Annotated in this window: 22 protein-coding genes and 1 tRNA gene; 9 read left to right on the top strand and 14 right to left on the bottom strand. The window is 64.1% G+C overall.

Annotation, left to right across the window (positions count from 1 at the left end):
- Positions 1–531: 531 nt before the first annotated feature.
- From CAF70_RS23810 to CAF70_RS23850, 9 genes are all read left to right on the top strand, one after another.
- Positions 532–2253, top strand: coding sequence for a tetratricopeptide repeat protein (locus CAF70_RS23810; RefSeq protein ID WP_085626903.1), 1722 nt, complete (start codon positions 532–534; stop codon positions 2251–2253).
- Between the two features lie 4 nt (positions 2254–2257).
- Positions 2258–2875, top strand: a complete 618-nt coding sequence (gene lolB / locus CAF70_RS23815) for a lipoprotein insertase outer membrane protein LolB (protein WP_085626905.1) — start codon at positions 2258–2260, stop codon at positions 2873–2875.
- A gap of 3 nt (positions 2876–2878) precedes the next feature.
- Entirely contained in the window at positions 2879–3739 is an 861-nt protein-coding gene (gene ispE, locus CAF70_RS23820; RefSeq protein ID WP_025337680.1) for a 4-(cytidine 5'-diphospho)-2-C-methyl-D-erythritol kinase, read from the top strand.
- 20 nt (positions 3740–3759) lie between these two features.
- A tRNA-Gln gene (locus CAF70_RS23825) sits at positions 3760–3834 on the top strand.
- Positions 3835–3881: 47 nt separating this feature from the next.
- On the top strand, positions 3882–4823 hold the full coding sequence (locus CAF70_RS23830; protein ID WP_003247410.1) for a ribose-phosphate pyrophosphokinase: 942 nt from the start codon (positions 3882–3884) through the stop codon (positions 4821–4823).
- Positions 4824–4944: 121 nt separating this feature from the next.
- Positions 4945–5538 (top strand): 50S ribosomal protein L25/general stress protein Ctc, encoded by a 594-nt coding sequence (locus CAF70_RS23835; RefSeq protein ID WP_013970896.1) that lies wholly within the window; start codon positions 4945–4947, stop codon positions 5536–5538.
- 79 nt (positions 5539–5617) lie between these two features.
- Positions 5618–6202, top strand: coding sequence for an aminoacyl-tRNA hydrolase (gene pth / locus CAF70_RS23840; protein ID WP_008099045.1), 585 nt, complete (start codon positions 5618–5620; stop codon positions 6200–6202).
- Between the two features lie 24 nt (positions 6203–6226).
- Positions 6227–7327: a redox-regulated ATPase YchF gene (ychF, locus tag CAF70_RS23845; protein ID WP_013970895.1), complete on the top strand. Its 1101-nt coding sequence runs from the start codon at positions 6227–6229 to the stop codon at positions 7325–7327.
- A 305-nt stretch (positions 7328–7632) separates the two neighbouring features.
- Entirely contained in the window at positions 7633–9345 is a 1713-nt protein-coding gene (locus CAF70_RS23850) for a SulP family inorganic anion transporter (RefSeq protein ID WP_085626907.1), read from the top strand.
- A 102-nt stretch (positions 9346–9447) separates the two neighbouring features.
- Here CAF70_RS23850 and CAF70_RS23855 read toward each other — a convergent pair whose 3' ends face one another.
- The 14 genes from CAF70_RS23855 to CAF70_RS23920 form a co-directional block, all read right to left on the bottom strand.
- Positions 9448–10458, bottom strand: coding sequence for a DUF2955 domain-containing protein (locus CAF70_RS23855; RefSeq protein WP_085626909.1), 1011 nt, complete (start codon positions 10456–10458; stop codon positions 9448–9450).
- On the bottom strand, positions 10448–11545 hold the full coding sequence (locus tag CAF70_RS23860) for an HlyD family secretion protein (RefSeq protein ID WP_085626912.1): 1098 nt from the start codon (positions 11543–11545) through the stop codon (positions 10448–10450). The genes CAF70_RS23855 and CAF70_RS23860 overlap by 11 nt, the downstream gene beginning before the upstream one ends.
- On the bottom strand, positions 11542–13062 hold the full coding sequence (locus CAF70_RS23865; RefSeq protein WP_085626914.1) for an efflux transporter outer membrane subunit: 1521 nt from the start codon (positions 13060–13062) through the stop codon (positions 11542–11544). The genes CAF70_RS23860 and CAF70_RS23865 overlap by 4 nt, the downstream gene beginning before the upstream one ends.
- Positions 13063–13075: 13 nt before the next feature.
- On the bottom strand, positions 13076–14173 hold the full coding sequence (locus CAF70_RS23870) for an AI-2E family transporter (protein ID WP_085626916.1): 1098 nt from the start codon (positions 14171–14173) through the stop codon (positions 13076–13078).
- A gap of 38 nt (positions 14174–14211) precedes the next feature.
- Entirely contained in the window at positions 14212–15408 is a 1197-nt protein-coding gene (locus tag CAF70_RS23875) for a monovalent cation:proton antiporter-2 (CPA2) family protein (RefSeq protein ID WP_085626918.1), read from the bottom strand.
- A gap of 35 nt (positions 15409–15443) precedes the next feature.
- Positions 15444–16262, bottom strand: a complete 819-nt coding sequence (gene ppk2, locus CAF70_RS23880) for a polyphosphate kinase 2 (protein WP_085626920.1) — start codon at positions 16260–16262, stop codon at positions 15444–15446.
- Positions 16263–16435: 173 nt separating this feature from the next.
- Complete coding sequence (ycaC, locus tag CAF70_RS23885; protein WP_010951959.1) at positions 16436–17056, bottom strand: isochorismate family cysteine hydrolase YcaC; 621 nt, start codon at positions 17054–17056, stop codon at positions 16436–16438.
- A 125-nt stretch (positions 17057–17181) separates the two neighbouring features.
- A complete protein-coding gene (locus CAF70_RS23890; RefSeq protein ID WP_085626922.1) occupies positions 17182–18567 on the bottom strand; it encodes an aspartate aminotransferase family protein in 1386 nt (461 codons plus the stop codon).
- Positions 18568–18579: 12 nt separating this feature from the next.
- Entirely contained in the window at positions 18580–20046 is a 1467-nt protein-coding gene (locus CAF70_RS23895; RefSeq protein WP_085626924.1) for an NAD-dependent succinate-semialdehyde dehydrogenase, read from the bottom strand.
- Between the two features lie 36 nt (positions 20047–20082).
- Positions 20083–21102: a N(2)-acetyl-L-2,4-diaminobutanoate deacetylase DoeB gene (gene doeB, locus CAF70_RS23900; protein WP_085626927.1), complete on the bottom strand. Its 1020-nt coding sequence runs from the start codon at positions 21100–21102 to the stop codon at positions 20083–20085.
- A 3-nt stretch (positions 21103–21105) separates the two neighbouring features.
- Complete coding sequence (gene doeA, locus CAF70_RS23905) at positions 21106–22296, bottom strand: ectoine hydrolase DoeA (protein ID WP_085626929.1); 1191 nt, start codon at positions 22294–22296, stop codon at positions 21106–21108.
- A gap of 36 nt (positions 22297–22332) precedes the next feature.
- Positions 22333–23325, bottom strand: coding sequence for a cyclodeaminase (locus CAF70_RS23910; RefSeq protein ID WP_085626931.1), 993 nt, complete (start codon positions 23323–23325; stop codon positions 22333–22335).
- Positions 23326–23356: 31 nt separating this feature from the next.
- Positions 23357–24328, bottom strand: coding sequence for a hydroxyectoine utilization dehydratase EutB (eutB, locus tag CAF70_RS23915; protein ID WP_085626933.1), 972 nt, complete (start codon positions 24326–24328; stop codon positions 23357–23359).
- Positions 24329–24542: 214 nt separating this feature from the next.
- On the bottom strand, positions 24543–25937 hold the full coding sequence (locus CAF70_RS23920) for a PLP-dependent aminotransferase family protein (RefSeq protein WP_085627001.1): 1395 nt from the start codon (positions 25935–25937) through the stop codon (positions 24543–24545).
- Positions 25938–25970 lie beyond the last annotated feature (33 nt).

Genomic DNA, 25970 nt, shown 5'->3' on the forward strand with positions numbered 1-25970 from the left:
CGAGCGTTTCGGCGAGCGCAACGGCCTGAATCTTGAACTCATCGGTGTAGTTGCGGCGAGTGGTTGGGTACATGGCAACCTCCAAGATAGCGATGTAAGTATCGCTTCTTGGCGTCCGTTGTCACGGGGCAGGCCCACAAAAACCGTCCGCTCCCATCATCCGGCCCCTGCGCTTCGCTCCGGGGTCCCCTCGCTACGGGCCTGCTCCCGGGAGTACGCGCTGCAGGCCCCATCCATGGGGCCTCAGCGCTTGACGGGCATCCATGCCCGTCACCTCCCTCCGCAGTCCCTTCGCTCGGCCTCCTGAAGTCGCAATCTGCGGCGCCTGAACTATCGCGCGCTTAGAAGCAAGAGCAAGAGCAAGAGCAAGAATCCTGTGTTCGGGGCGCCGCGGCAGGCTCTGCGACGAACCACGCGCGCGCAGCGCGGTCTGCATGACCGAAGCGCAGCTTCATACCTTCGCAGGTGGGTTTGCCCCCGCGCTTGTGTCATCATGCTCCGACCGCCGGTGAGTCCTTTTTAAGCCTCCTTATGAACAAACCATACGCATTGCTGCTTGCCTTCGCCCTGCTCCAGGGCTGCCAGAGCCTGGTCCCGCAAAAGGCCGAGCCTCCCGTCGCCGAGGCCGGCAAGAGCGAGGCGGAAAAGCCCGTGGTGTATGGCTCGTTCAAGCAGGACACGCTCTATAGCCTGCTGGTGGCGGAGCTGGCCGGCCAGCGCAACCGTTTCGACATCGCCCTGGCCAACTACACCGACCAGGCCGCGAAAACCCAAGACCCAGGGGTTTCCGAGCGCGCCTACCGCATTGCCGAATACCTCGGTGCCGACGAACCGGCACTGGACAACGCGCTGGTCTGGGCCCGCAACGACCCGCAGAACCTCGACGCCCAGCGCGCCGCAGCCATCCAGCTGGCCCGGGCTGGCCGCTATGACGACTCCATGGCGTACATGGAAAAGGTCCTGCAGGGCCAGGGCGACACCCATTTCGATTTCCTCGCCCTGTCCGCCGCCGAAACCGACCAGAGCACCCGTGACGGCCTGCTGCAAAGCTTCGAGCGCCTGCTGGTGAAATACCCGAACAACAGCCAGCTGGTGTTCGGCAAGGCCCTGCTGCTGAACCAGGACGGCAAGGCCGAAGAAGCCTTGGAGCTGCTCGAGTCGCACCCGCCGCAAAACGGCGAAATCGCCCCGATCCTGCTGCGCGCGCGCCTGCTGCAAGCCCTGGACCGTGGCCCGGAGGCCCTGCCATTGCTGCGCGGGGCGATTCGCGACAACCCCGACGACAAACGCTTGCGCCTGACCTACGCCCGCACCCTGGTCGAACAGGACCGCATCGCCGACGCCAAGGGCGAGTTCCTCAGCCTGGTACAGCAATACCCCGAGGATGACGAGCTGCGCTATTCGCTGGCCCTGGTGTGCCTGGAAAACAAGGACTGGGATGAAGCCGAGGGCTACCTGCAGGAACTGATCGAACGCGACAGCAACGTAGACGCCGCACACCTGAACCTGGGCCGCATCCGCGAGGAGCGCCACGACCCTGCAGGCGCCCTGCGTGAATACGCCCTGGTCGGACCAGGCCCCGACTACCTGCCGGCGCAACTGCGCCAGGCCGACATCCTGATCGCCAACGGCCGTGGTACCGAAGCCTCGCGCCTGCTCGCCGACGCCCGCGAAGCCCAGCCGGACTACGCCATCCAGCTGTTCCTGATCGAATCGGAAAGCTACAGCAACAACAACAAGGACGCCCAGGCCAGCCAGGTGCTGCAACAAGCCATCCAGCGCTACCCGGACGACCTCAACCTGCTGTACACCCGCGCGATGCTGGCCGAAAAGCGTGACGACCTGGCACAGATGGAAAAAGACCTGCGTGCCATCATCACCCGCGAGCCGGAAAACGCCATGGCCCTGAACGCCCTCGGCTACACCCTGGCCGACCGCACCACCCGCTACAGCGAAGCCAAGGCGCTGATCGACAAGGCCCACCAGCTGACCCCGGACGATCCGGCGGTACTCGACAGCCTGGGCTGGGTCAATTACCGCCTGGGTAACCTCGACGAGGCTGAAACCTACCTGCGCAAGGCTTTTGCCAGCTTCCCCGACCACGAAGTGGCCGCCCACCTGGGCGAAGTGCTGTGGACCAACGGCAAGCGCCGCGAAGCCCGCCAGGTCTGGGCCAAGGGCTTCGAAGCCCAGGCCGACAGCCCCATCCTGCGCAAGACCCTCCTGCGCCTGACCGGATCCGAGACCCTCTAACGCCATGTTCCTGCGCCATTGCATTACCTTCACCCTGATCGCCCTGCTGGCCGGCTGTGCCGGCTTCGGTAGCCGCGAGGCCCTGCAGGGCCACGGCGACCCGCAGCAGTGGCGCGCCCATAAAGAGCAGCTGAGCAGCCTCGACGGCTGGCAAATCAACGGCAAGGTCGGCATCCGTGCCCCCCGCGACTCCGGCAGCGGCACGCTGTTCTGGCTGCAACGACAGGACTACTACGACATCCGCCTGGCCGGCCCGCTGGGCCGTGGTGCCGCACGCCTGACCGGGCGCCCCGGCAGCGTGGTACTGGAAGTGGCCAACCAGGGCCGCTACGAGGCCCCCAGCCCAGAAGCCCTGCTGGAAGAACAACTGGGCTGGCAGTTGCCGGTCTCGCACCTGGTCTGGTGGGTACGCGGCCTGCCCGCCCCCGACAGCAAGAGCAAGCTGACCCTGGACGGCGACAGCCGCCTGGCCAGCCTCGACCAGGATGGCTGGCAGGTGCAGTACCTGAGCTACACGGAACAGAACGGTTACTGGTTGCCCGAGCGCCTCAAGCTGCACGGCAAGGACCTCGATGTGACCCTGGTGGTCAAGGACTGGCAGCCGCGCCAGCTGGGGCACTGATACATGCAAACTCTCACCCTGCCCGCCCCGGCCAAGCTCAACCTGTGGCTGCACATCATCGGCCGCCGCGCGGACGGCTATCACGAGCTGGAAACCGTGTTCCAGTTTCTCGACCACGGCGACGAACTGAGCTTCGCCGTGCGTGACGACGGCGTGATCCGCCTGCATACCGAGATCGAAGCGGTGCCGCACGACAGCAACCTGATCGTGCGTGCCGCGCGCAAGCTGCAGGAGCAATCCGGCACGACGCTGGGCGCCGATATCTGGCTGAGCAAGGTGCTGCCCATGGGCGGCGGCATCGGCGGCGGCAGCTCGGATGCCGCCACTACCCTGTTGGCCCTCGCCCACCTGTGGCAACTGGACTGGGATGAAGACCGCCTGGCCGCACTGGGCCTGAGCCTGGGCGCCGATGTACCGGTATTCGTGCGCGGCCACGCGGCATTCGCCCAGGGCGTGGGTGAACAACTGACCCCGGTCGACCCGGAAGAGCCGTGGTATGTCGTGCTGGTGCCGCAAGTGTCTGTCAGCACAGTAGAAATTTTTTCACATCCGCAGTTGACACGTGATTCACTCCCCCTTAAGATGCGCCCCGTTCCCGAGGGAAACAGTCGAAATGACTGCCAACCGGTGGTAGAGCAGAGTTACCCGGAAGTTCGCAATGCGTTGAATTCACTGGGTAAATTCACTGAGGCTCGACTGACCGGTACTGGAAGTTGTGTGTTTGGGGCCTTCCCAAGCAAAGCCGAAGCTGATAAAGTTCTGGCCCTTCTTTCAGCGACCCAAACAGGGTTTGTGGCGAAAGGAAGCAACGTTTCGATGTTGCATCGCAAGCTGCAAAGTCTGGTCAAGAAGTCGAGCGCATAAGCGTTCGCAGCAACAGATACAGGGGCGTCGCCAAGCGGTAAGGCAGCAGGTTTTGATCCTGCCATGCGTTGGTTCGAATCCAGCCGCCCCTGCCATTTTCCTTATACTCATCCAGGTTACCCTCAGCCTTCAGGTACTGCGCGTGTCCAAGATGATGGTCTTTACGGGGAATGCCAACCCCGATCTGGCTCGGCGTGTCGTACGTCAGCTGCATATCCCTCTCGGTGACGTCTCTGTCGGTAAATTCTCCGACGGCGAGATCAGCACTGAGATCAATGAGAATGTCCGCGGTAAAGACGTCTTCATTATTCAGCCGACCTGCGCCCCGACCAACGATAACCTGATGGAACTGGTAGTGATGGCCGACGCCTTCCGCCGCTCCTCAGCATCCCGAATCACCGCCGTGATTCCTTACTTCGGATACGCCCGCCAGGACCGCCGTCCGCGTTCGGCACGTGTAGCCATCAGCGCCAAAGTCGTCGCTGACATGCTCACTGTCGTAGGTATCGACCGTGTACTCACCGTCGACCTGCACGCTGACCAGATCCAGGGTTTCTTCGATATCCCGGTCGACAACATCTACGGCTCGCCCGTACTGGTCGACGATATCGAAGACCAGCGTTTCGAGAACCTGATGATCGTCTCCCCGGACATCGGTGGTGTCGTGCGCGCACGCGCCGTCGCCAAGTCCCTGGGCGTCGACCTGGGTATCATCGATAAACGCCGTGAGAAGGCTAACCACTCCGAGGTCATGCACATCATCGGCGACGTCGAAGGGCGCACCTGCATCCTGGTAGACGACATGGTCGACACCGCCGGCACCCTGTGCCACGCGGCCAAAGCCCTGAAAGAACACGGCGCTGCCAAGGTTTACGCCTACTGCACGCACCCTGTCCTGTCGGGCCGCGCGATCGAGAACATCGAGAAGTCGGTACTGGACGAGCTGGTGGTGACCAACACCGTTCCGCTGTCCGCCGCTGCTCAAGCCTGTGACCGTATCCGCCAGCTGGATATCGCACCGGTTGTCGCTGAAGCGGTGCGCCGCATCAGCAACGAAGAATCGATCAGCGCGATGTTCCGCTAAGGGGAACACACGCTGACGAAAAGCGCCCCGCCCCAACACTGGTTGTTGGGGCGGGGCTTTTTTGCCATCCCCGTTGGCGCTGGTCGCAAACGCCCTCGGGGGGCTACTTTGGAGAAACAAAATGACCGAATTCACTCTGAACGCCCAAGCGCGTACTGACCTGGGGAAAGGTGCGAGCCGCCGCCTGCGTCACTCCGCGAACATCCCAGCCGTTGTCTACGGTGGTAACCAGGACGCCCAGTCCCTGACCATCCTGGCCAAGGAAATCACCAAGCTGTTCGAAAACGAGGCTGCCTTCAGCCACGTTCTGGAACTGAACGTCGACGGCGCCAAGCAAAACGTAGTGGTCAAGGCCCTGCAGCGCCACCCGGCCAAAGGCTTCATCATGCACGCCGACTTCGTTCGCGTCGTTGCTGGCCAGAAACTGACCGCCAAGGTACCGGTTCACTTCATCAACGAAGAAGCCCCGGTCAAGAAAGGCGGCGAGATCTCCCACGTAGAAGCCGAGATCGAAGTTTCCTGCGAAGCCAAAGACCTGCCTGAGTTCATCGAAGTCGACCTGGCCAACGCTGAAATCGGCACCATCATCCACCTGTCGGACCTGAAAGCTCCGAAAGGCGTAGAGTTCGTAGCTCTGGCCCACGGTGATGACAAAGCTGTTGCCAACGTTCACGCTCCACGCGTTGCTCCAGAAGCAGAAGGCGCTGCCGAGTAATCCACTCGCGCGCCGGCGTTGATCGGGTTACAGTGCCGCGCGCCCTGTAACCCACCAACTCCAAGGAAGAGCCCCTGACGTGACCGCCATCCAGTTGATCGTCGGCCTGGGTAACCCCGGCCCCGAATACGAACAGACCCGGCATAACGCAGGGGCTCTTTTCGTTGAACGCATTGCCAGCGCCCAGCGCGTCTCGTTGACCGCTGACCGCAAGTATTTCGGCCTGACGGCTAAATTCAGCCATCAGGGCAACGACGTTCGTCTGCTCATCCCCACCACCTACATGAACCGCAGCGGCCAGTCCGTGGCGGCCTTGGCCAATTTCTTCCGCATCAAGCCGGAAGCGATCCTGGTGGCGCATGACGAACTCGACCTGCCCCCGGGCGTCGCCAAGCTCAAGCGCGGCGGTGGCCATGGTGGGCACAACGGCCTGCGCGACATCATCGCGCAGCTCGGCAACCAGAACGACTTCCACCGCCTGCGGCTTGGCATCGGCCACCCGGGCGACGCCAAACTGGTCTCCAACTTCGTCCTGGGCCGCGCGCCGCGCGCCGAGCAGGAGAAGCTCGACGCCAGCATCGATTTTGCCCTCGGCGTGCTGCCGGACGTGCTTGCCGGCGACTTCGCCAAGGCGATGCGCGAGCTGCACAGCCAGAAGGCCTGATTTCCTTTAGAGAGGGGAATACCCATGGGTTTCAATTGCGGCATCGTCGGCCTGCCCAACGTCGGCAAGTCCACCCTGTTCAACGCCCTGACCAAGTCTGGCATCGCGGCGGAGAACTTCCCCTTCTGCACCATCGAGCCTAACAGCGGCATCGTGCCGATGCCCGATGCGCGCTTGAATGCACTGGCTGAAATCGTCAAGCCAAACCGCATCCTGCCGACCACCATGGAGTTCGTCGACATCGCCGGCCTGGTGGCTGGTGCCTCGAAAGGCGAAGGCCTGGGCAACAAGTTCCTCGCCAACATCCGCGAGACCGACGCCATTGCTCACGTGGTGCGCTGCTTCGAAGACGAGAACGTGATCCACGTTTCCAACAGCGTCGACCCCAAGCGCGACATCGAGATCATCGACCTCGAGCTGATCTTCGCCGACCTCGACAGCTGCGAGAAGCAACTGCAGAAGGTTGCCCGCAACGCCAAGGGCGGCGACAAGGAAGCCCTGGCGCAGAAGGCGATCCTTGAACAGCTGATCCCGCACTTCACCGAAGGCAAGCCTGCGCGCAGCCTGATGAAGAACATGAGCGCCGAAGACAAGGCGGTCATTCGCGGCTTCCACCTGCTGACCAGCAAGCCGGTGATGTACATTGCCAACGTCGCCGAAGATGGCTTCGACAACAACCCGCACCTGGACGTGGTCAAGGCCATTGCCGAGGAAGAAGGCGCGGTAGTGGTGCCAGTGTGCAACAAGATCGAAGCGGAAATCGCCGAACTGGAAGACGGTGAAGAGAAGGACATGTTCCTCGAGGCCCTGGGCCTGGAAGAGCCTGGCCTGAACCGCGTTATCCGTGCCGGTTACGAGCTGCTGAACCTGCAGACCTACTTCACTGCCGGCGTACAGGAAGTACGCGCCTGGACCGTACGCGTCGGTGCCACCGCTCCGCAGGCTGCCGGCGTGATCCACACTGACTTCGAAAAAGGCTTCATCCGCGCTGAAGTGGTGGCCTATGACGACTTCATCCAGTTCAAGGGTGAGAGCGGTGCCAAGGAAGCCGGTAAATGGCGCCTGGAAGGCAAGGACTACATCGTCAAGGACGGTGACGTGATGCACTTCCGCTTCAACGTCTAAGCGCCAGCCTGCAGTACCCACGAACCCCTTGAGGCAAACGCCTCAAGGGGTTTTGTTTTTTCTGGCTTTTGGCGAGCGGCGCGAGCACCCTGTGGGAGCGGCTTTAGCCGCGAAGAATCCAACGCGGTGCATGGCACCGGCTGCGCCGGTGTTCGCGGGCATGCCCGCTCCCACAGGTACCGCGCATTTTCTGGACCTCGCATCAAACCTGCAGAAGCGGCCTTGTGTCGCGACAGGGCCGCAAAGCGGCCCCGGAATTCAGCATCTAAGCTGTGATTCAGCCCCCTCCCATGGACGCATGCCCCATGCCCGAAAAAACCCGCCTCGACTGGCAACGCTGGTTACCCGGGCTGGTCACCCTGCTCCACTACCAACCCGCCTGGCTACCCAAAGACATCGCCGCCGGCCTGGTGCTCACCACCATGCTGGTACCCGTGGGCATCGCCTACGCCGAGGCCTCCGGCGTACCGGGCATCTACGGCCTGTATGCCACCATTATCCCGTTGTTGGCCTACGCCCTGTTCGGGCCCAGCCGCATTCTGGTACTGGGCCCGGATTCGGCACTGGCCGCGCCGATCCTTGCGGTGGTGGTGCAGTACGCCGCCAGCGACCCGCAACGGGCAATCGCAATCGCCAGCATGATGGCCCTGGTTGCCGGGGCGTTCTGCGTGATCGCTGGGTTGTTGCGCCTGGGCTTCATCACCGAACTGCTGTCCAAGCCGATCCGCTATGGCTACATGAACGGCATCGCCCTCACGGTGCTGATCAGCCAGCTGCCCAAACTGTTCGGCATCAAGGTCGACAGCGAAGGGCCCTTACGCGACATCTGGCACCTGGGCCAGGCGCTGTTGGCCGGCCAGGGGCACTGGCCAAGCTTCATCGTCGGCGCCGGCAGCCTGGTGCTGATCCTGCTGCTCAAACCGTTCAAGCGCATCCCGGGCATTCTGATCGCCGTGGTACTGGCAACGCTTGCCGTGAGCTTGTTCAACCTCGACCAGATGGGCGTCAAGGTACTCGGGCAATTGCCCCAAGGGCTGCCCAGCTTCGTCTTCCCCTGGGTCAGCGACATCGACCTGGTCGAAGTGGTACTGGGCGGGATCGCCGTGGCGCTGGTGTCGTTCGCCGATACCAGCGTGCTCTCGCGCTCCTATGCCGCGCGCATGAAAATGCCGGTCAATCCGAACCAGGAAATGTTCGGCCTGGGCGTTGCCAACCTGGCCTCGGGGCTGTTCCAGGGCATCCCGATCAGCAGCAGCTCGTCGCGTACCCCGGTGGCCGAGGCGGCGGGTTCGAAAACCCAGCTTACCGGTATCATTGGTGCGCTGGCGGTAACCCTGTTGCTGCTGGTGGCGCCCAACCTGATGCAACACCTGCCCAACAGTGCCCTGGCGGCGGTGGTGATTGCCGCAGCGTTGGGCCTGTTCGAGTTTGCCGACCTCAAACGCATCTTCCGCATGCAGCAATGGGAATTCTGGCTTTCGTTCACCTGCTTCGTCGGCGTAGCGGTATTCGGGGCGATTCCCGGCATCTGCATTGCCGTGGCGATATCGGTGATCGAATTCCTGTGGGACGGCTGGCGGCCGCATCATGCGGTGCTAGGCCGGGTAGATGGCACGCGCGGTTACCATGATGTGCAACGTTATCCACAGGCCCGGCGTATTCCGGGGCTGGTGTTGCTGCGTTGGGACGCGCCATTGTTCTTTGCCAATGCCGAGCAGTTCCAGAGCACGGTGATGGCGGCGGTGGATGCATCGCCTACGCCGGTACAACGGCTGGTAATTGCGGCAGAGCCGGTGACCAGCATCGATATCACCTCGGCGGACATGCTGGCCGAGCTGGACCGGGCGCTGGAGGCGCGGGGGGTGGAGTTGCAGTTTGCCGAGATGAAGGACCCGGTGAAGGACAAGATGCGGCAGTTCGAGTTGTTCGAGCATATGGGGGCGAAGGCATTTCACCCCACTGTGGGTGCTGCGGTGGATGCCTACCTGGAAGACAGCGGGATTGACTGGAAGCCTTAGGTTTTACTGGGCCGGCCTCTTCGCGGGCATGCCCGCTCCCACAGGGACCACACACATCTCTGTGGGAGCGGGCGCGCCCGCGAAGAGGCCAGTACAGGAGAACTAAGCACTCCGAACCCGCCGCCGATCAATCCATATGAGCATGCCACTGGCATACACCGACACCGCCAGAAACAGCGCCATGCGCACGGCAAAGGCACGGTACACATCCTGCCCGCCCGCGCTGTCCTGCACCGACTGCCCCAGCAAGATCAGCATGGTCGTCAGGCAACTCACCCAGTATGCCGGGCTTTGCCTGGTATCAACGGCACGGTAAAGCCTGCGCCCCTGCCAAAGAACAAACAGCAGCACCCACAGGAAAAACATCCACAGGTGCACGAACAGGCTCAACGCGCCCCACATCAATATCGCCAGCAACCCGGCCAGCAAGGTCGAGCCGATCAACTCTCGGCTGGCATGCCGCGCGCGGGTCTCGCCGGCCTGCTGCCCCAGACTCACGGCCTTCATGATCAGCGGCATGTACTGGTCGGGGGCGATCAACGCCAGCAAAAACGCCGGCATCACGATCAGCGTGGCACGCAGAGCCACCCAGCTCACCTGGTCACTGTCGAGCAAAGGCGGCGCCGGCTGCGTTGGCGCATCGGCCGGCTCGGGAAACAGCACATGCGCCGCCGCCGTGCCCAGCACCGCCAGCAGCATGCCTTTGGCCAACGCTTCGACCACCGATAGCGCCAGGGTGAAGTCGCTGGTGCCCGCGGCAGCGATCATGGTCAGGCCGATGACCAGCAAATTGGCCAGCAGGCCGTTGCCGCCCTTCAGCGCGTAACGCAAGGTCAGGAACACCCCTACGCCTACTAGCAACACCCCGCTCACCGGGGCATGCCGCAGCAGCGGAATCAGCAGCAGCCCGGTGCCACACGCAAGCAGCACCAGTACCGCCAGGGCCGGTGCCGCACGCAGGGGCAAGGGCTGGCTGCGCATGGCCAGCAACAGCACAGCGAACACCGGCGCCAGGATCGGCACCGGCAGGCCGATGCCGAAACTCACCGCCAGACACAACGCCACACCCCAGGCCAGGCGCAGGGCGCGCAGGCGGCGCAGCTCAATAGGCATATGACAGCCAGCTCATCAGCCACATGAACAGCCGGCCCAGCAGGTTCAATGGGTTACCCTCGCTTGGCAGGGCCATGACTTCGGCCTGGCCACCAACTCGCAAACCGCTCTTGTCCTGCAACTGGTCACGTTCCAGTTCGACGATCACCGGGAAGCGTTGCGCCGAACGCAACCACTCGCGGCTGTTCTGCACGGTCGGCAATGTACCCGGCGGATTACTCTGGCCCACGCTCACGCCATAGCCGATGCTGCGAATACGCCCCTTCAGCACCGTGCCGGGCAGCGCATCGAGCACCACCAGTACCGGGGTTTCAGGGCGCAGCCGGCCGAGGTTGTTCTCGGTCATGTCGGCACTTATCCACACGTCATGGATGGCGATCAGGGTCATCATCGGGCTGCCAGCACCGACATAGTGGCCAACGTCGGTGCGCAGGTCGGTGATCAACCCGTTTGCATCGGCGCGTACCACCGTGCGCGCCAGGTCCAGTCGGGCCTTTTCCACATTGGCCGCCGCGCTGCGCAGCTGGGCGTTGTCGTCCTGCGCCCCGCCCTGCTGCTCACGGGCCCGTTCCACTTCGGCACGGGCTGCCGCCACCTGGCTGATGGCCTGGTCGCGGGTGGCCTGAGCGCCCTCCAGGCGGCGTACCGACACCGTGCCGGGGTCTTCATCGATCAGGCGCTTGAGCCGCTCGGCATCCTGCCGCGCCTTGCGCTCGTTGGCCTGGGCCGCCACCAGCGCCGCCTGGGCCGAGTCGATGCCAGCGGTGTGAGCGCCGATCTGCCGGCGTACCGTGTCCAGGTCGGCTTCGGCACGGGCCAGGGCGATGCGGTACTGCTCCTGGTCCAGTTCGAACAACACATCGCCCTTGCGCACTTCCTGATTGTTGCCTACCGCCACACGCTTCACCTGCCCGGCCACCTCGGCACTCACCGGTACCACGTAGGCCTGCAGGCGGGCCTGCTGGGTATAGGGGGTGAAGCGGTCGGCCAGCAGGTACCACAGCAAGCTCATGGCGATCAGCAGCAGCACCCAGCGCATGCCGCGATCGGGGGCTGCCGGGGGTGGCGTTGGCGTGGCGTCGCTCATTTCGTTTCACCTTGTGCATGTGCGCTGGGGCCTGGTTCATCGAGCAGTTCGCCCCAGTCGGTGCGTTGCTGCATCTGCTGGCGCGTGGCCGGGTCGATCGGTGCACGGCTGGCGTCCCAGCCGCCACCCAGGGCCTTGTACAGCGTCACCAGGCTGCTCACGGCATTGCCGCGGCTGACCAGGTAGCCGTCCTGTTGCTGCAGCAGCAGTTGCTGTGCGTCGAGCACGCGCTGGAAGTCGGCAAAGCCTTCGCGGTACTGCGAGCTGGCCAGGTTCAGCGAGCGCTGCGCGGCCTGCGAGGCCTGGTCGCGAATGCTTGCACTCTGCAGCGAACGCACCAGCCCGCTGGCGGCATCGTCGGCCTCGCGGGCGGCTTCGCGCACATCCTGGTGATACAGCTCGATCAGTTGCTGCAAGCGGGCGTCTTCCACGCGTACGGCGTTCTTGCGCCGGCCGTAGTCGAACGGGTTCCAGATCAGGCTGGGCCCGGCGGCGATGTCGAAGGTATCGGGCAGGTGATTGGCCGTGACGAAGCTCCAACCGATGCTGCCCAGCAGGCTCAGCTGTGGATAAAGGTCGGCCTCGGCCACCCCGACCAGCGCCGACTGCGCCGCCACCGCCTGCTCGGCGGCACGGATGTCCGGGCGGCGCTGCAGCAGGCTGGCGGGTACGTCCTGCAAAACGGCACGGTCCGGCAACGGCAGCTGGCCGTGGCCGGCATCCAGCTGTGGCAGCGGCCCGGGCGCGCGGCCGAGCAGCGAACACAGCACGTTGCGCAGGGCATTGAGCTGGTTCTGGAACTCGGGGATGGTGGCCTGGGTAGCCAGGTACTGGGTGCGCGCCTGTTGCCAGTCGAGTTCGTCGTTTTCGCCATGACGGAACAGCCGCTCGGTTATCTCCAGGCTGCGCGCCTGACGGCGGGCGTTTTCTTCGGCGATATCCAGCCGCGCCTCGGCAGTGCGCAGGGCAAAGTAGGTGTCGGCCACCTGCGCACGCAACAGCAGCATGGCATCGGCGTAGTTGGCCTGGGAGGCGAAGTAGATGGCGTCGGCGCTTTCGATCGCACGGCTGAAGCGCCCCCAGAAGTCGATTTCCCAGCCGATGTCGAAGCCCGCGCTGGATTGCCAGAACACCGAGTCGCGAGCGGTGGCAGTGCCGGACTGGTCCTGCTTCAGGTACAAGCTCTGGGCGCGCAGCTGCTGCAGCTGTGGATAACGCCCGGTCTGCACGATGGCCAACTGGGCGCGGGCTTCGGCAATCCGCAAGCCGGCCACGCGCAGGTTGCTGTTATTGGCATCAGCCTCAGCGATCAAGGCATCCAGGGCCGGGTCGGCGAACACCGCCCACCACTGGCGCAGGTCGGGCGCTGCGGCCTGCCGCCCGGCCTGCTCCAGCAGCGGGGTGTTCCAGGTGCTCAGCCACGGGTCCTGCGGCGGCTGGAAATCCGGGCCCACCTGGGTACAGCCTACCAACATGGCCGCCAGGCTCAGTGCACAACCACAAAAGCGTCCGGGCATGGCAGTCCTTGGCTCACGCCGTCGGTTCGACGGGGTTTTCCGGCACCTGCAGCGCCACCCACTGCCAGAACAATACGTAGGTGACGCCAAGGATCACCGGGCCGATGAACAGGCCGATGATGCCTTTGACCACCATGCCGCCCAGTGCCCCGATCAGCACCACCGGCATCGGCACATCCACCCCGCGCCCCAGCAGCAGCGGTTTGAGCACGTTGTCGGCAAGCCCGGCGACGAAGGTATAGATGGCGAAGATGATGGTCGCCACGGTAAAGCCTTCGACGTTGAATACGTAAATGATCACCGGCACCGTGATCAGCGTGGCGGGTGCCTGGGCAATACCCAGCATGAGAATGACGATGGCCAGCATCCCGGCCCCCGGCACCCCTTTGATGACGAAGCCGACCCCGATCAGCAGCATCTGGATGAAGGCAATGCCGATCACGCCCTGGGCCACCGCGCGAATGGTCGCGGTGCACAGCTTGGCCAGTGGCTTGCCACGCTCCTCGCCCGACACCCGCATGGCGATGCGCTGCGCCGCGATTTCGCCGCGGTCACCGAATGCCATGATGATGCCCGAGACGATGATCGCCGCAATGAACAGCAAAAATGCCCCCCCTGCGCTGGCTGCTGCGCCCAGCACCGTGCGCCCGGCGCCTTTGAGTTGAGGCATCCACTGGTTCAGTACACCAGCCATGTTTTCCGAGGCGGCCAGCCACAGCGCATGCACCTTCGGCCCGATCAACGGCCAGGCGGCCACCGACTCGGGAGGTGCCGGCACGCTCCAGGCCCCGCTCTTGAGCAGCGTTACCAGGCTGTCCACCGTTTCGCCAATGGACATTACCACCAGGTAGATCGGCACCAGCAGCACGACCAGTACCAGTAGAACGACCAGCGTCGCCGAAAGCCCGTCCTTGAGCCCTGTGCGGCGCTGGACGCGGCAATACAACGGGTACAAGGTCACCGCCAGGATCACCGACCACAGCATCAGTTCCAGGAACGGCTGGAACGTCTGGAAGGCGAACATGACCAGCGCTGCCACCAGGCCGGCCTTGATGAGCACATCGAGCAAGCCCCGCGACAGGCTGCTGTCCAGCTTGATACTTGGTTGCATCCTCACCTCCGAACGCCATGTGCGTCATGTGACGCGATTCAGTGGCCCGCTTCAGGGCTTGCCTGGGCCGGGCTGTCGTCACGCAACCGGCGCGCCAGGGCCATCATTACCAACGGCACCACCGCCATCGACAAGGTGATGGCCAGCACCAGCAGGTCATGCACCTGCTGCGCCAGCACCTGATGGTCCAGCGCCAGCTTGAACACCACGAAGGCAAACTCGCCGCCAGACGCCAGCACCACGCCCAGGCACAGCGCCTGGGCCTGGTTGAGCCCACCGGCCATGCGCCCCAGGCCATACAGCAGCGGTAGCTTGATAACCACCAGCAGCAGGGTCAGCCCCAGCACCAGCAATGGCATGCCGAACAGCAGGCGCAGGTCGGCACTCATGCCCACGCCCACGAAGAACAGCCCCAGCAGCAAACCCTTGATAGGCTCGATCTGGGTTTCCAGTTCTTGGCGAAAAGGCGACTCGGCCATCAGGACGCCCGCCAGAAACGCCCCCAGCGCCATCGACACGCCCACATGTTCCATCACCCAGGCGGTGCCCAGCACCACCAGCAAGGCGGTAGCGGTCGACAGCTCGGGCAGGCCCGAACCGACTGTCCATTTGAAGACAGGGCTCAACAAGTAGCGGCCAAAGATGATCAGCACACCTATGCCAACCACCACCGCCAGCACCGGCCACGCGCCTTCGTCGGCTGTACTGACATCACCACCGAGCAGTGGCACCACGGCAATCAGCGGGATCGCGGCAATGTCCTGGAACAGCAGGATCGCCACAGCCAGGCGGCCGTGCGGCTTGCCCAGGTCCTTGCGCTCGGCAAGTACCTGCAGGCCAAACGCAGTGGACGATAACGCAAGGCCCAGGCCCAGCACGATGGCAGCCGGCTTCGACTGGTCGAACAGCCAGTACGCCAGCAGGCCAAGCACCACAGCGCTCAGGCCCACTTGTAGCGAGCCGATGCCGAACAACGCACGCCGCATGGACCACAAACGCCGCGGCGACAGCTCCAGGCCGATGACGAACAGCAGCATCACCACACCCATCTCCGACAGGCGTGCCACGTTATCCGGGTTGTTCAGCAGGCCGAATACCGATGGCCCTATCAAGATGCCCGCCAGCAGATAGCCGGGCACCGCCCCCATTTTCAAACGCTGTGCCAGCGGTACCAGAAGTACCACGGCCAGCAAAAACACCACCGTTGCCTGTAGCAGGCTGCCGTCATGTGGCATAGGTTTGCACCCTCGCTGCTCCCCGCAGGGAGGGATCAGAAACGCTGTTCTACCTCTTTGAACGGGTAGGGAACGGCCTTGTACTTGCCGATCTTGCCGCGTCTGGGCAGCTTCACCGCCTGCTCCCGGGTGATGTCCTTGTAGGGAATGCGTGTCAGCAGATGGCTGATAATGTTCAACCTGGCACGCCGCTTGTCGTTGGAGTGGGCCATGAACCAGGGCGCCCAAGCGGTATCCGAGGCGGCAAACATCTCATCACGGGCCTGTGTGTAGTCATCCCAGCGTGTGTAGGACTTGAGGTCCATGGGCGATAGCTTCCACAACTTGCGGCCGTCATTGATGCGGTCCTGCAGGCGCCGGGTTTGCTCTTCGGCGCTGACCTCGAGCCAGTACTTGATAAGGATGATGCCCGACTCGACCATGACCTTTTCGAACAGCGGCACGCCAGCCAGGAACCGGTCGGCCTGTTCGTTCGAGCAGAAGCCCATCACCCGTTCGACCCCGGCACGGTTGTACCAGCTGCGATCGAAGATCACCACTTCACCTGCGGCCGGCAGATGGCCGACATAGCGCTGCAGGTACATCTGGGTCTTTTCCCGCTCGGTTGGTGCCGGCAGCGCCACCACACGGAATACCCGCGGGCTGACGCGCTCGGTGATTGCCTTGATGGTGCCGCCCTTGCCAGCGCCGTCGCGGCCTTCGAAGACAATGCACACCTTCAATCCCTTGGCCACCACCCACTCCTGCAGTTTTACCAGCTCCACATGCAGGCGCTTGAGTTCCTTCTCGTATGCCTTGCCGCCCAGTTTTTCCTGCTGGTCTTCGGGGTCTTTCATCCTGGACGACTTCGACATGGCACTCTCCTGTGGGCGATGAAGAGTCAGTATGGTCGATCCATGGCGGTTTGCCGCTTCGCTTGATGTTTTCGCAGGTCGTGCGTCTAGCCGATTGATTTGGTGGGTGTTCGGCAGACTGTGGGAGCGGGTTTACCCGCTCCCACAGGGTAGGGTGTGGCCTCGATGTCGGTTTACTTGGCCAGCTTGTTGTAGCTGGTCATCAGGTTGCGGTAATCCGGAATATGGTTGGAGAACAGGGTCCCCAGCCCTTCTATGTCATTGCGCCAGTCACGGTGCAGCTCGCAGGCCACGCCGAACCAGGTCATCAGTTGCGCCCCGGCCGCCTCCATGCGCCGCCAGGCCGAATCGCGGGTCAGTTCGTTGAAGGTGCCGGAGGCGTCGGTGACGACGAAGACCTCGAAGCCCTCCTCCAGTGCCGACAGTGCCGGGAAGGCGACGCACACTTCCGTCACCACACCGGCGATCAGCAGTTGCTTCTTGCCGGTGGCCTTGACGGCCTTGACGAAGTCCTCGTTGTCCCAGGCGTTGATGTTGCCAGGGCGGGCGATGTACGGGGCGTCGGGGAACTGCTCTTTCAGTTCGGGCACCAGCGGGCCATTGGGGCCGGTCTCGAAACTGGTGGTGAGAATGGTTGGCAGCTTGAAGTACTTGGCCAGGTCCGACAGGGCCAGGACGTTGTTCTTGAAGCGGTCGGGGTCGATGTCCCTGACCAGCGAGAGCAAGCCGGTCTGGTGGTCGACCAGCAGCACGGCAGCGTTGTTCTTGTCCAGACGCTTGTATTGGAAGGCCATGACAGTTCTCCTTGCTTCTGCAGGTTGGGAATATCAGCGTAGGCAAGGATGAGGGGTGGGTAGGACCGTCAGTCGGTTCGCCTGCCAAGACTGGCGAGGGGGCCGCAGGGCGGCCCCTGCAATGCCTAGCCGAGCACCTTGCCAGACACTTCATCGACCGCCGCCCTGGTGATGGCGACGATCTGCTCGGCATCCTCCTCGCTCAGCACCAACGGCGGCGCAAACCCGAGAATGTCACCATGCGGCATGGCCCGGGCGATCATTCCGCGCTCAAGGCACGCTGCCGACACCTGTGGCCCGACTTTCAACGCTGGGTCAAACGCCGTGCGCGCCTCGCGATCGGCCATGAACTCGACCGCGCACAGCATGCCGTCACCTCGTACTTCACCTACCAGCGGGTGGCCTTCCAGGGTTTCGCGCATGCGCCTGTTCAGGTATGCCCCCACCGTTTCGGCATTCTCGGTCAGGTTCTCGCGCTCGAGAATATCCAGGTTGGCCAGCGCCGCCGCTGCGCAGATCGGGTGCCCGGAGTAGGTCCAGCCGTGGCCCATGGGCCCGGCCTTCTGCGAACCTTCTTCAATCACGTTCCATACCTTCTCGCCAACGATCACCGCCGACAATGGCGCATAGGCGCTGGTCAGGCCCTTGGCCGTGGTGATCAGGTCCGGGCGGATGTCGTAGCGCTGGCTGCCCATCTTCGAACCCAGGCGGCCGAAGGCGCACACCACTTCGTCGGCGATCAACAACACATCGTAACGGTCGAGCACGGCCTGGATCGCCTTCCAGTAGCCCTTGGGCGGTACGATGATGCCACCGGTGCCCATCAGCGGCTCGCCGATGAACGCGGCGACAGTGTCGGGGCCTTCGGCCAGGATCAGTTGCTCCAGCTCGTCGGCGCAGTAGCGCACGAAGGCCTGCTCATCCATGCCGGCCGGTGCCTTGCGGTACCAGTGCGGGCAGACGGTATGCTTGACGCCCTCCACCGGCAAGTCGAAATGCTGGTGGAAGCTGGGCAGGCCGGTAAGGCTGCCGGTCATGATGCCTGAGCCGTGATAGCCGCGGTCGCGCGAGATGATCTTCTTCTTGCGAGGGCGACCGAGGATGTTGTTGTAGTAACGCACCAGCTTGACCTGGGTCTCGTTGGCATCGGAGCCCGACAGGCCGTAATAGACCTTTTTCATCCCGGCCGGCGCCCAGTCGATAATGCGGCTGGAAAGCTCGATGATTGCCTCGGTCGAGTGGCCGACGTAGGTGTGGTAGTAGGCCAGCTCCTTGGCTTGGCGATGGATGGCGTCAGCGACCTCGGTACGCCCGTAACCGATGTTCACGCAGTACAGGCCGGCGAAGGCGTCGATCAGTTCGCGGCCTTCATGGTCACGCAGGCGAATGCCCTCGGCACCGGTGATGATCCGGCCCTTGAGCGCGCCGCTGGCGTGGTCATGGGCGTGGGTCGAGGGGTGCATGAAGTGGGCGCGGTCCTGTTCGAACAGCTGGCTGAAATCTTGGCTCATGGCAAACACTCCTTAGAACTGACCGTGGTGGTGCAGGCAAACGTATTTGGTTTCGACGAAGGGTTCGAAGCCCTCGCTGCCGCCTTCGCGGCCCAGGCCCGAGGCTTTCATGCCGCCGAACGGGATGGGGTGGCCGGTGAACTTGACGCCGTTGATCGCCACCATGGCGTGGTCGAGCCGGCGCACCAGCGGGTGCACGACATCGAGGCGGTTGCCGACGATGTAGGCAGCCAGGCCGTACTCGGTGTCATTGGCCATGGTGATGGCCTGTTCCAGCGTGTCGAACGGCATGACCCCGGCAATCGGCGCGAAGTTTTCTTCCTGGTAGATGCGCATCGCCGGCGTGACATCGGCAAGCACCGTCGGCTGGAAGAACCAGCCACCCAGCGCATGGCACTCGCCACCGACCAGGCGCCGGGCGCCACGCTGCAGGGCGTCCTCGACCCGGGCCTGGGTGGCATCGAAGGCGGCCTGGTGCATAAGCGGGCCGACCTCTGCCGCCGTCTCCTCGCCATCGACCATCGCCGGCCCAACCTTCAGCGCCCGCACCGCTTCGGCAAAGCGCGCCAGGAATGCTTCGTACAAAGGCCGCTGCACCATGATCCGGTTGGCCGCGCAGCAGTCCTGGCCAGACGTCTGAAACTTGGCTGCCACGGCCACCCGCACGGCCAGCTCCAGGTCGGCATCGGCACAGACGATGAACGGCGCATTGCCGCCCAGCTCCAGCGCCACTTTCTTCACATCCTGAGCTGCAGCTTGCAGCACCAGCTTGCCGACCCGGGTCGAGCCGGTGAAGCTGACCGCCCGCACGCGGCTATCGCGTACCAGGGTCTCCATGGCCATCTGCGGTTCGCCGATCACCACGTTGAACACCCCCGGCGGGAAGCCGGCGTCCTCTGCCAGCTGGGCCAGGGCGAGCGCCGAGAACGGTGTTTCGTGGGCCGGCTTGACCACCACCGTGCAGCCGGCTGCCAACGCCGCAGCCGCCTTGCGGGTGATCATGGCACTGGGGAAGTTCCACGGGGTGAGCAGCGCGCAGACCCCGACGGGCTCCTTCAGTGTACTCAGCTGGGCACCCGCAATATGGCTGGGAATGGTCTGCCCGTTGAGGCGCCGGGCCTCCTCGGCAAACCAAGGGATGAAGCTTGCCGCATAGGCGATTTCACCGCGTGCTTCGGCCAGCGGCTTGCCCTGCTCCTCACTGAGAATGCGCGCCAGCGCCTCCTGGTGCTCGAGCATCAGTTCGGACCAGCGCCGCAGCAGCGCAGCACGGCTGTCCAGGCTCTGCTGGCGCCAGGCCGGGAACGCCCGCTGGGCGGCATCCACGGCGGCGACGATCTGCTCGTGGTCGAGCAATGGCACATGGCCGATCACCTGGCGGTTGGCCGGGTCATGCACGGCGACGCTGTTGCCGCTGTGGCTGTGCAACCATTGGCCATCGATGTGGCACAGGCTGTTGAATGGGTAGTGGTGTGACATGACTGTTCTCCATACCTCGTTGTCGTGGCGCCAGGTTCAGGCCAGTACGTCGGCTATCACCGCCAAGGTGTCGCCGCACTGCACCAGCCCGGGAAAGTGCCGGGCCGTGAGCAAGCCATGGCGACGGGCGCGGTACTCGACCGGGGCGCTGCCGGTGCGGCGAATGTCATGGATGCGGGCGATCACTTCGCCCTGGCTGACCGTTTCGCCCAGGTCGCGGCACATCTCCAGCAAGCCGTCGTGCTCGCTGGCGATGAAGCAATCGCCATCGGGCATGTCCAGCAGGGTTGTTTCGCCCTGCTCCACTTCGCCGGCCAGGATGCCGGCGTGGATCAGCACGTTGCGCACGCCGCGCTCGGCCAGGGCCACGCTTTGCGCCGTGGAGGTGCCACCACCGCCCAGTTCGGTGGTAATGAACACCTTGCCCTGCTCTTCTGCCGCGGTGTCGTACATCGCCTGCGCATCCAGCTCGAGCATGCGCATGCTGTAGGGCGCGGCGAAGGCCCGCATACCGGCTTCACAGCGGGCCTGCTGGGCCTTGTCGGGCAGCACATGGCATGCAGCGAACGGCAGGAAGTCGAGGGTGCGACCACCGGAGTGGATGTCCAGGACGATGTCGGCCAACGGCAGCAAGGTGCGGCGGAAATAATCGGCGATCTTTTCCGTCACGCTGCCATCAGGCCGGCCAGGGAAGCTGCGGTTGAGGTTGCCCCGGTCGATCGGCGAAGTGCGGGTGCCCGCCTGGAACGCCGGTGTGTTCATGAACGGCACGATGATCACCCGCCCGCTCACCTGCCCGGCCTGCAGCTGCTGGGCCAGCTTGCTCAGCGCCACCGGGCCTTCGTATTCGTCACCGTGATTGCCACCGGTGAGCAAGGCTGTCGGGCCATTGCCGTTCCTGACCACCGTCAGCGGGATCATCACCGCCCCCCAGGCAGAGTCGTCACGCGAGTACGGCAGCTTGAGGAAGCCGTGCTGCACGCCGTCCTGCTCGAAATCCAGGGTACAGGTGATCGGGTTGGCCACCGTGGCGGCGGCCTGTGCGATTGCATTCATGGGTCAGTCCTTCACGAACAGCTGGCGCGGCACGTTGCACAGGGTCTCGACCCCGGTCTCGGTGATGAGGATGCTTTCGGTGATCTCCAGGCCCCAGTCGTCCATCCACAGCCCCGGCATGAAGTGGAAGGTCATGCCCGGTTGCAGCACGCTGGTGTCGCTCGGGCGCAGGCTCATGGTGCGCTCGCCCCAGTCTGGCGGGTAGCTGATGCCGATCGGGTAACCACAGCGGCTGTCCTTGTGAATGCCGAACTTCTCCAGCACGCCGAAGAACGCCCTGGCGATGTCACCGGTGGTGTTGCCCGGCCGCGCGGCATCAAGGCCGGCCGCGATACCTTCGACCACCGCCTTTTCCCCTGCGAGGAAGTGTTGCGGCGGCTTGCCCAGGTACACGGTGCGCGACAGCGGGCAGTGGTAGCGCTTGTAGCAGCCGGCGATCTCGAAGAACGTGCCGGCGCCGCGGATGAACGGTGAATCGTCCCAGGTCAGGTGCGGTGCGCTGGCATCAGCGCCGGTCGGCAACAACGGTACGATGGCCGGGTAGTCACCGCCATGGCCATCGACACCGAGGATGCCGCTGCGGTAGATCTCGGCCACCAGCTCGTTCTTGCGCATGCCGGGCTCGATGCGTTCGAGGATGCACCCGTGCATCTGTTCGACGATGCGCGCGGCGATGCGCATGTATTCGATTTCCTGCGGCGACTTGACCGCCCGCTGCCAGTTGACCAGCCCGGCGGCATCGCTGAAACGCGCCTGCGGCAAGTGCTTGCACAGCGCCTGGTAGGCCGCCGCGCTGAAGTAGTAGTTGTCCATCTCCACGCCAATGCTCAGGCCGCCCCAGCCCTTGGCCAGAATCACCTCCTGGCACAGATAGTCCATCGGGTGGCGCTCGCGTGACTGCACATAGATGTCCGGATAGCCGACGATGTTGTCGTGCTGCATGAACACCGTGCGCCTGGCGCCGTTGGCGTCCTGGCCGCGACCAAACCATATCGGCTCGCCATCGAGCGCCAGCAGCACGCACTGGTGCACGTAGAACGACCAGCCGTCATAGCCGGTGAGCCAGGCCATGTTCGATGGATCGGTAACCAGCAAGAGCTCCAGGCCCTGTGCCTGCATGGCAGCGCGGGTCTTGGCCAGGCGCTGGGCGTATTCCTGCCGGCTGAACGGCAGGTTGACCACTGTGTGTGACATACAGATGCCCTTCTTGTGAGTGGGTTGCGAAAGGTGTCAGCTGTGGAACGCCAGGCCTTTGCTGGTGGCCATTGCGCGTTCGAAGGCAAGGTTGGCGATGGCGGTGTCCTGGGCCCCGGTGCCGGTCAGGTCGCACAAGGTGACCTCTTCGGCCTGTACACGGCCCGGGTGCAGGCCGGCGATGATCTGGCCCAGCTCGGAATGAACGGCCTGTTGGCTGACGGCGCCAGCGCGCAGGGCGTGGTGCAGTTCGCCCAGCACGCGGGTCTGGCTAAGGCGGTCGGCGACATACCGGTCGAGCAAGGCCAGTACCGTGGGCGCGATCTCGTTCTTGTGCTCGGCGTCCGAGCCCATGGCAGTGATGTGCAGCCCCGGTTGCAGGTGATGCGGCTGGATCAGCGGCTCGCGGCTGGGGGTGCAGGTGATGGCTATATCGACCGCCTGCATGGCCTGGTCGACACTGTCGCAAGCCTGTACCTGCAGTTGCCCGTCGCGCCCCAGGTCATCACACAACGCTGCAGTTCTCTGCGCATCACGGCCCCATACCTTGACCTGCTCGATCGGCCGCACCAGGCGCAGTGCCTGCAACTGCAGGCGTGCCTGTTCGCCACTGCCGATCAAGGCCACGCGGCGGCTGCTTTGGCGCGACAGCCAGCGTGCAGCCACCGCACCGGCTGCTGCGGTACGCACGGCGGTGAGGTAGCCATTGTCGAGGAGCAAGGCATCGAGCAGACCGGTGCGGGCCGACAACAGCATCATCATGCCGTTGAGGCTGGGCAGGCCCAGTTTGGGGTTGTCGAAAAAACCCGGGCTGACCTTGATCGCGAAACGTTCAAGCCCCGGCAAGTAGGCGGTTTTCACGTCCACCTCGCCGTTGTGCTCGGGCACATCCAGGCGCAGGACCGGCGGCATCGCCACCTTGGCCGTGGCAAGCAGGGCAAAGGCCTGCTCGATGGCATCGATCGCGTCACGGTCGAGGGTGACGCAGCTACGCAGGTCGGCTTCGCTGAGCAAGGTGATGGCCGGCATTCGAATACCTCCAGTGAAGAAAACGTGAGTTTCAGGCGTCGCCGCCGTTGATGACGCGCTGATGCTGTGCGCTGTCGACGTTGCGCCCGCTGACCACCACCACGACCGGGCCGCGGGCCGTCACCAGGCCATCGAGCAGCGCGGCGATGCCGACTGCACCGGCACCTTCGACTACCAGCCGTTCGTGCTGGTAGGCGTGGCGCATGCCATTGGCGATCGAGGCTTCCGGCAGCAGGTGGAGTTGGTCGAGCAGGCGCTGGGTCATGCTCAGGGTGTGTTTGTTGCCCAGGCCGATGCCGCCGCCAAGCGAGTCGGCGAGGGTCGGCAACTCCTCTACCTCGACCGGCCTCCCGGCTTGCAGGCTGGCGTGCATCGCCGCGCCGCGCTGCATGCTGATGCCATGGGTGGTGATCGAAGGCTTGATGCTCTTCATGGCCAATGCCACACCCGCGAACAGGCCGCCCCCGGAGAGCGGAATCAGCACCTGCTCCACTTCGGGCAACTGCTCGATGATTTCCAGGCCCAACGTGCCCTGCCCGGCGACGACCTGAGGGTGATCGAAGGGTGGAATCAGTGCCGCCCCCTGCTGCTCGGCATATTGTTGCGCGGCCTGCTGGGCATCGTCCTGGGAGTGGCCGACGATGCACACCTCGGCACCCAGGTCGCGGATGGCCTGGACCTTGTTGCCTGGCACCAGTTGCGAAAGAAACACGGTTGCCTTCACACCCAGTTGCGCAGCCGCGTGGGCCACTGCCCGGCCGTGATTGCCGGTGGAGGCGGTGACCACGCCGCATGCGCGTTGTTCAGCGCTGAGTGCGGCGATGGCATTGCTTGCGCCACGCAGCTTGAAGCTGCCGGTGGTCTGCAGGGCTTCGAGCTTCAGGTAGACCGGCGTGCCCAGGTGCCGTGACAGGCTGGGGGAAAGTTCCAGCGGCGTGCTGCGCACCAGGCCGTGGATACGCTGGCGGGCGAGGTAGAGATCGTGAAGCGAGAGCGCTGACATGACCGGGACCCAACAAGTGAGCTGATGTTGGGCGGAGTGTATGAGGCGAAAATTGTCGTGATGAATGTACTAGGGCAATTTGTCGGGGAATTTGTTTTTGCCTGCACCGGCCTCTTCGCGGGCACGCCCGCTCCCACAGGAATCGCGCACGTCCTGAACCCTGCGCCGTACCTGTGGGAGCGGGCATGCCCGCGAAGAGGCCGCTACAGGACAGTTACAATTCGTGAATCTGCGGATACTGCCCGAACAACTCCCGCATATCGCCCAGGGCCTGGCGCAGCTTTGCCTCGGAACATTCGGCGCCCACGCACAAGCGCACGGCCCGCGGCCGCGGTGTACCGCGCACCAGGAACGGCTCTGGCGGCGTCACCGCAATCTGCCGACGGCGCAAGGCGCGCACCAGGCTGTCCACTTCCCAGCGCTCGGGAATGTTCAACCAGGCACCCAAGGCATGGGCGTGCTGACCACGCACATATTCGCCCAGGTATTCACGCAACAACGCCTGACGCTCGCCCAGCAAGGTGCGCTGCAGCGCCACCAGCTGCGCGGCGCGCCCGTCATTGATCCAGCGCGAGGCAATCTCCGCCACCAAGGGCGTGGCCATCCAGCTGTTGACCCGCAAGATGCTCTCGGTACGCAGCGCCAGGCGCTTGGGCATGGCCAGGTAGCCCACGCGCAGGCCGGTCAGCACCGACTTGGTCATGCTGGTGCAGTAAAACGACAGCTCCGGCGCATAGGCACTGAGCGGCCTCGCATGGCTGCCACCCAGTAGCGGCCCGTAAACGTCATCTTCGATGATATGCACGCCAAAGCGCCGGGCAATTTCGGCAATCTCCTGGCGTCGGCTGTCGGGCATCAGGCTGACGGTGGGGTTGTTGAGGTTGGGCGTGCACACAAGCGCGGTGACCCGCTCGTTGCTGCAGATATCCTCGAAATGTTCCGGGTTGATGCCCTCGCGGTCCATCTCCAGGCCTTTGAGGGTGAAACCGAGCACCTGTGAATTGCCGATCACGCCATGGTCGGTCAACCCTTCGCACAGCACCACATCATCCGGCCCGGCCAGCGAGGCCAGGGCCAGGAAGATGGCGTGGGCGGCGCCGTTGGTGACCAGCACATCGTCACGCTCGACCTGCATGCCCAAGCCGGCAAGCCAGCGTACCGCGGCCTCGCGATGGCTCTCGAAACCGGCAATGGGCCGATAGGCATGGATCCAGGGCTGCTCCTCTTCCACGGCCAGCTCGGCGCAGGTGTCGCGCCAGATGCGTTCATGCACCTGGGTGTGCAGGATGCGGGTGATGGAGAAGTCGACCAGGGTACGCTCGGGCAGGTCGATGATGTCATCCGACACACGGTCGCTCATGCGCCGGCTGACGAAACTGCCACGGCCGATCTCGCAACGCACCAGGCCTTGGCGCTCCAGCTCCTTGTAGGCATTGGTCACTGTTTGCACGCTGATGCCCAGGGCATCGGCCACCTGCCGCTGCGGTGGCAGGCGCTGGTCATGTACCAATACGCCGCGCTCGATTTCGCCGGTAACGGCCTGGACCAGGATCTTGTATTTGGACTCGCCGATGCGGGCCGCGTCCAGGGCTGCCTTCCAACTGTGCATCATGATGTTCGCTTCACTTGCCAGGGCCAGGGT

Origin of the sequence: Pseudomonas sp. B19(2017), assembly GCF_002113165.1 — a bacterium.
Taxonomy (GTDB): domain Bacteria; phylum Pseudomonadota; class Gammaproteobacteria; order Pseudomonadales; family Pseudomonadaceae; genus Aquipseudomonas.

Coding starts and splice junctions, on each gene's coding strand:
- CAF70_RS23810 (WP_085626903.1), top strand. CDS start 532: ATGAACAAACCATACGCATTGCTGCTTGCCTTCGCCCTGCTCCAGGGC.
- lolB (WP_085626905.1), top strand. CDS start 2,258: ATGTTCCTGCGCCATTGCATTACCTTCACCCTGATCGCCCTGCTGGCC.
- ispE (WP_025337680.1), top strand. CDS start 2,879: ATGCAAACTCTCACCCTGCCCGCCCCGGCCAAGCTCAACCTGTGGCTG.
- CAF70_RS23835 (WP_013970896.1), top strand. CDS start 4,945: ATGACCGAATTCACTCTGAACGCCCAAGCGCGTACTGACCTGGGGAAA.
- ychF (WP_013970895.1), top strand. CDS start 6,227: ATGGGTTTCAATTGCGGCATCGTCGGCCTGCCCAACGTCGGCAAGTCC.
- CAF70_RS23850 (WP_085626907.1), top strand. CDS start 7,633: ATGCCCGAAAAAACCCGCCTCGACTGGCAACGCTGGTTACCCGGGCTG.
- CAF70_RS23855 (WP_085626909.1), bottom strand. CDS start 10,458: ATGCCTATTGAGCTGCGCCGCCTGCGCGCCCTGCGCCTGGCCTGGGGT.
- CAF70_RS23860 (WP_085626912.1), bottom strand. CDS start 11,545: ATGAGCGACGCCACGCCAACGCCACCCCCGGCAGCCCCCGATCGCGGC.
- CAF70_RS23865 (WP_085626914.1), bottom strand. CDS start 13,062: ATGCCCGGACGCTTTTGTGGTTGTGCACTGAGCCTGGCGGCCATGTTG.
- CAF70_RS23870 (WP_085626916.1), bottom strand. CDS start 14,173: ATGCAACCAAGTATCAAGCTGGACAGCAGCCTGTCGCGGGGCTTGCTC.
- CAF70_RS23875 (WP_085626918.1), bottom strand. CDS start 15,408: ATGCCACATGACGGCAGCCTGCTACAGGCAACGGTGGTGTTTTTGCTG.
- ppk2 (WP_085626920.1), bottom strand. CDS start 16,262: ATGTCGAAGTCGTCCAGGATGAAAGACCCCGAAGACCAGCAGGAAAAA.
- ycaC (WP_010951959.1), bottom strand. CDS start 17,056: ATGGCCTTCCAATACAAGCGTCTGGACAAGAACAACGCTGCCGTGCTG.
- CAF70_RS23890 (WP_085626922.1), bottom strand. CDS start 18,567: ATGAGCCAAGATTTCAGCCAGCTGTTCGAACAGGACCGCGCCCACTTC.
- CAF70_RS23895 (WP_085626924.1), bottom strand. CDS start 20,046: ATGTCACACCACTACCCATTCAACAGCCTGTGCCACATCGATGGCCAA.
- doeB (WP_085626927.1), bottom strand. CDS start 21,102: ATGAATGCAATCGCACAGGCCGCCGCCACGGTGGCCAACCCGATCACC.
- doeA (WP_085626929.1), bottom strand. CDS start 22,296: ATGTCACACACAGTGGTCAACCTGCCGTTCAGCCGGCAGGAATACGCC.
- CAF70_RS23910 (WP_085626931.1), bottom strand. CDS start 23,325: ATGCCGGCCATCACCTTGCTCAGCGAAGCCGACCTGCGTAGCTGCGTC.
- eutB (WP_085626933.1), bottom strand. CDS start 24,328: ATGTCAGCGCTCTCGCTTCACGATCTCTACCTCGCCCGCCAGCGTATC.
- CAF70_RS23920 (WP_085627001.1), bottom strand. CDS start 25,937: ATGCACAGTTGGAAGGCAGCCCTGGACGCGGCCCGCATCGGCGAGTCC.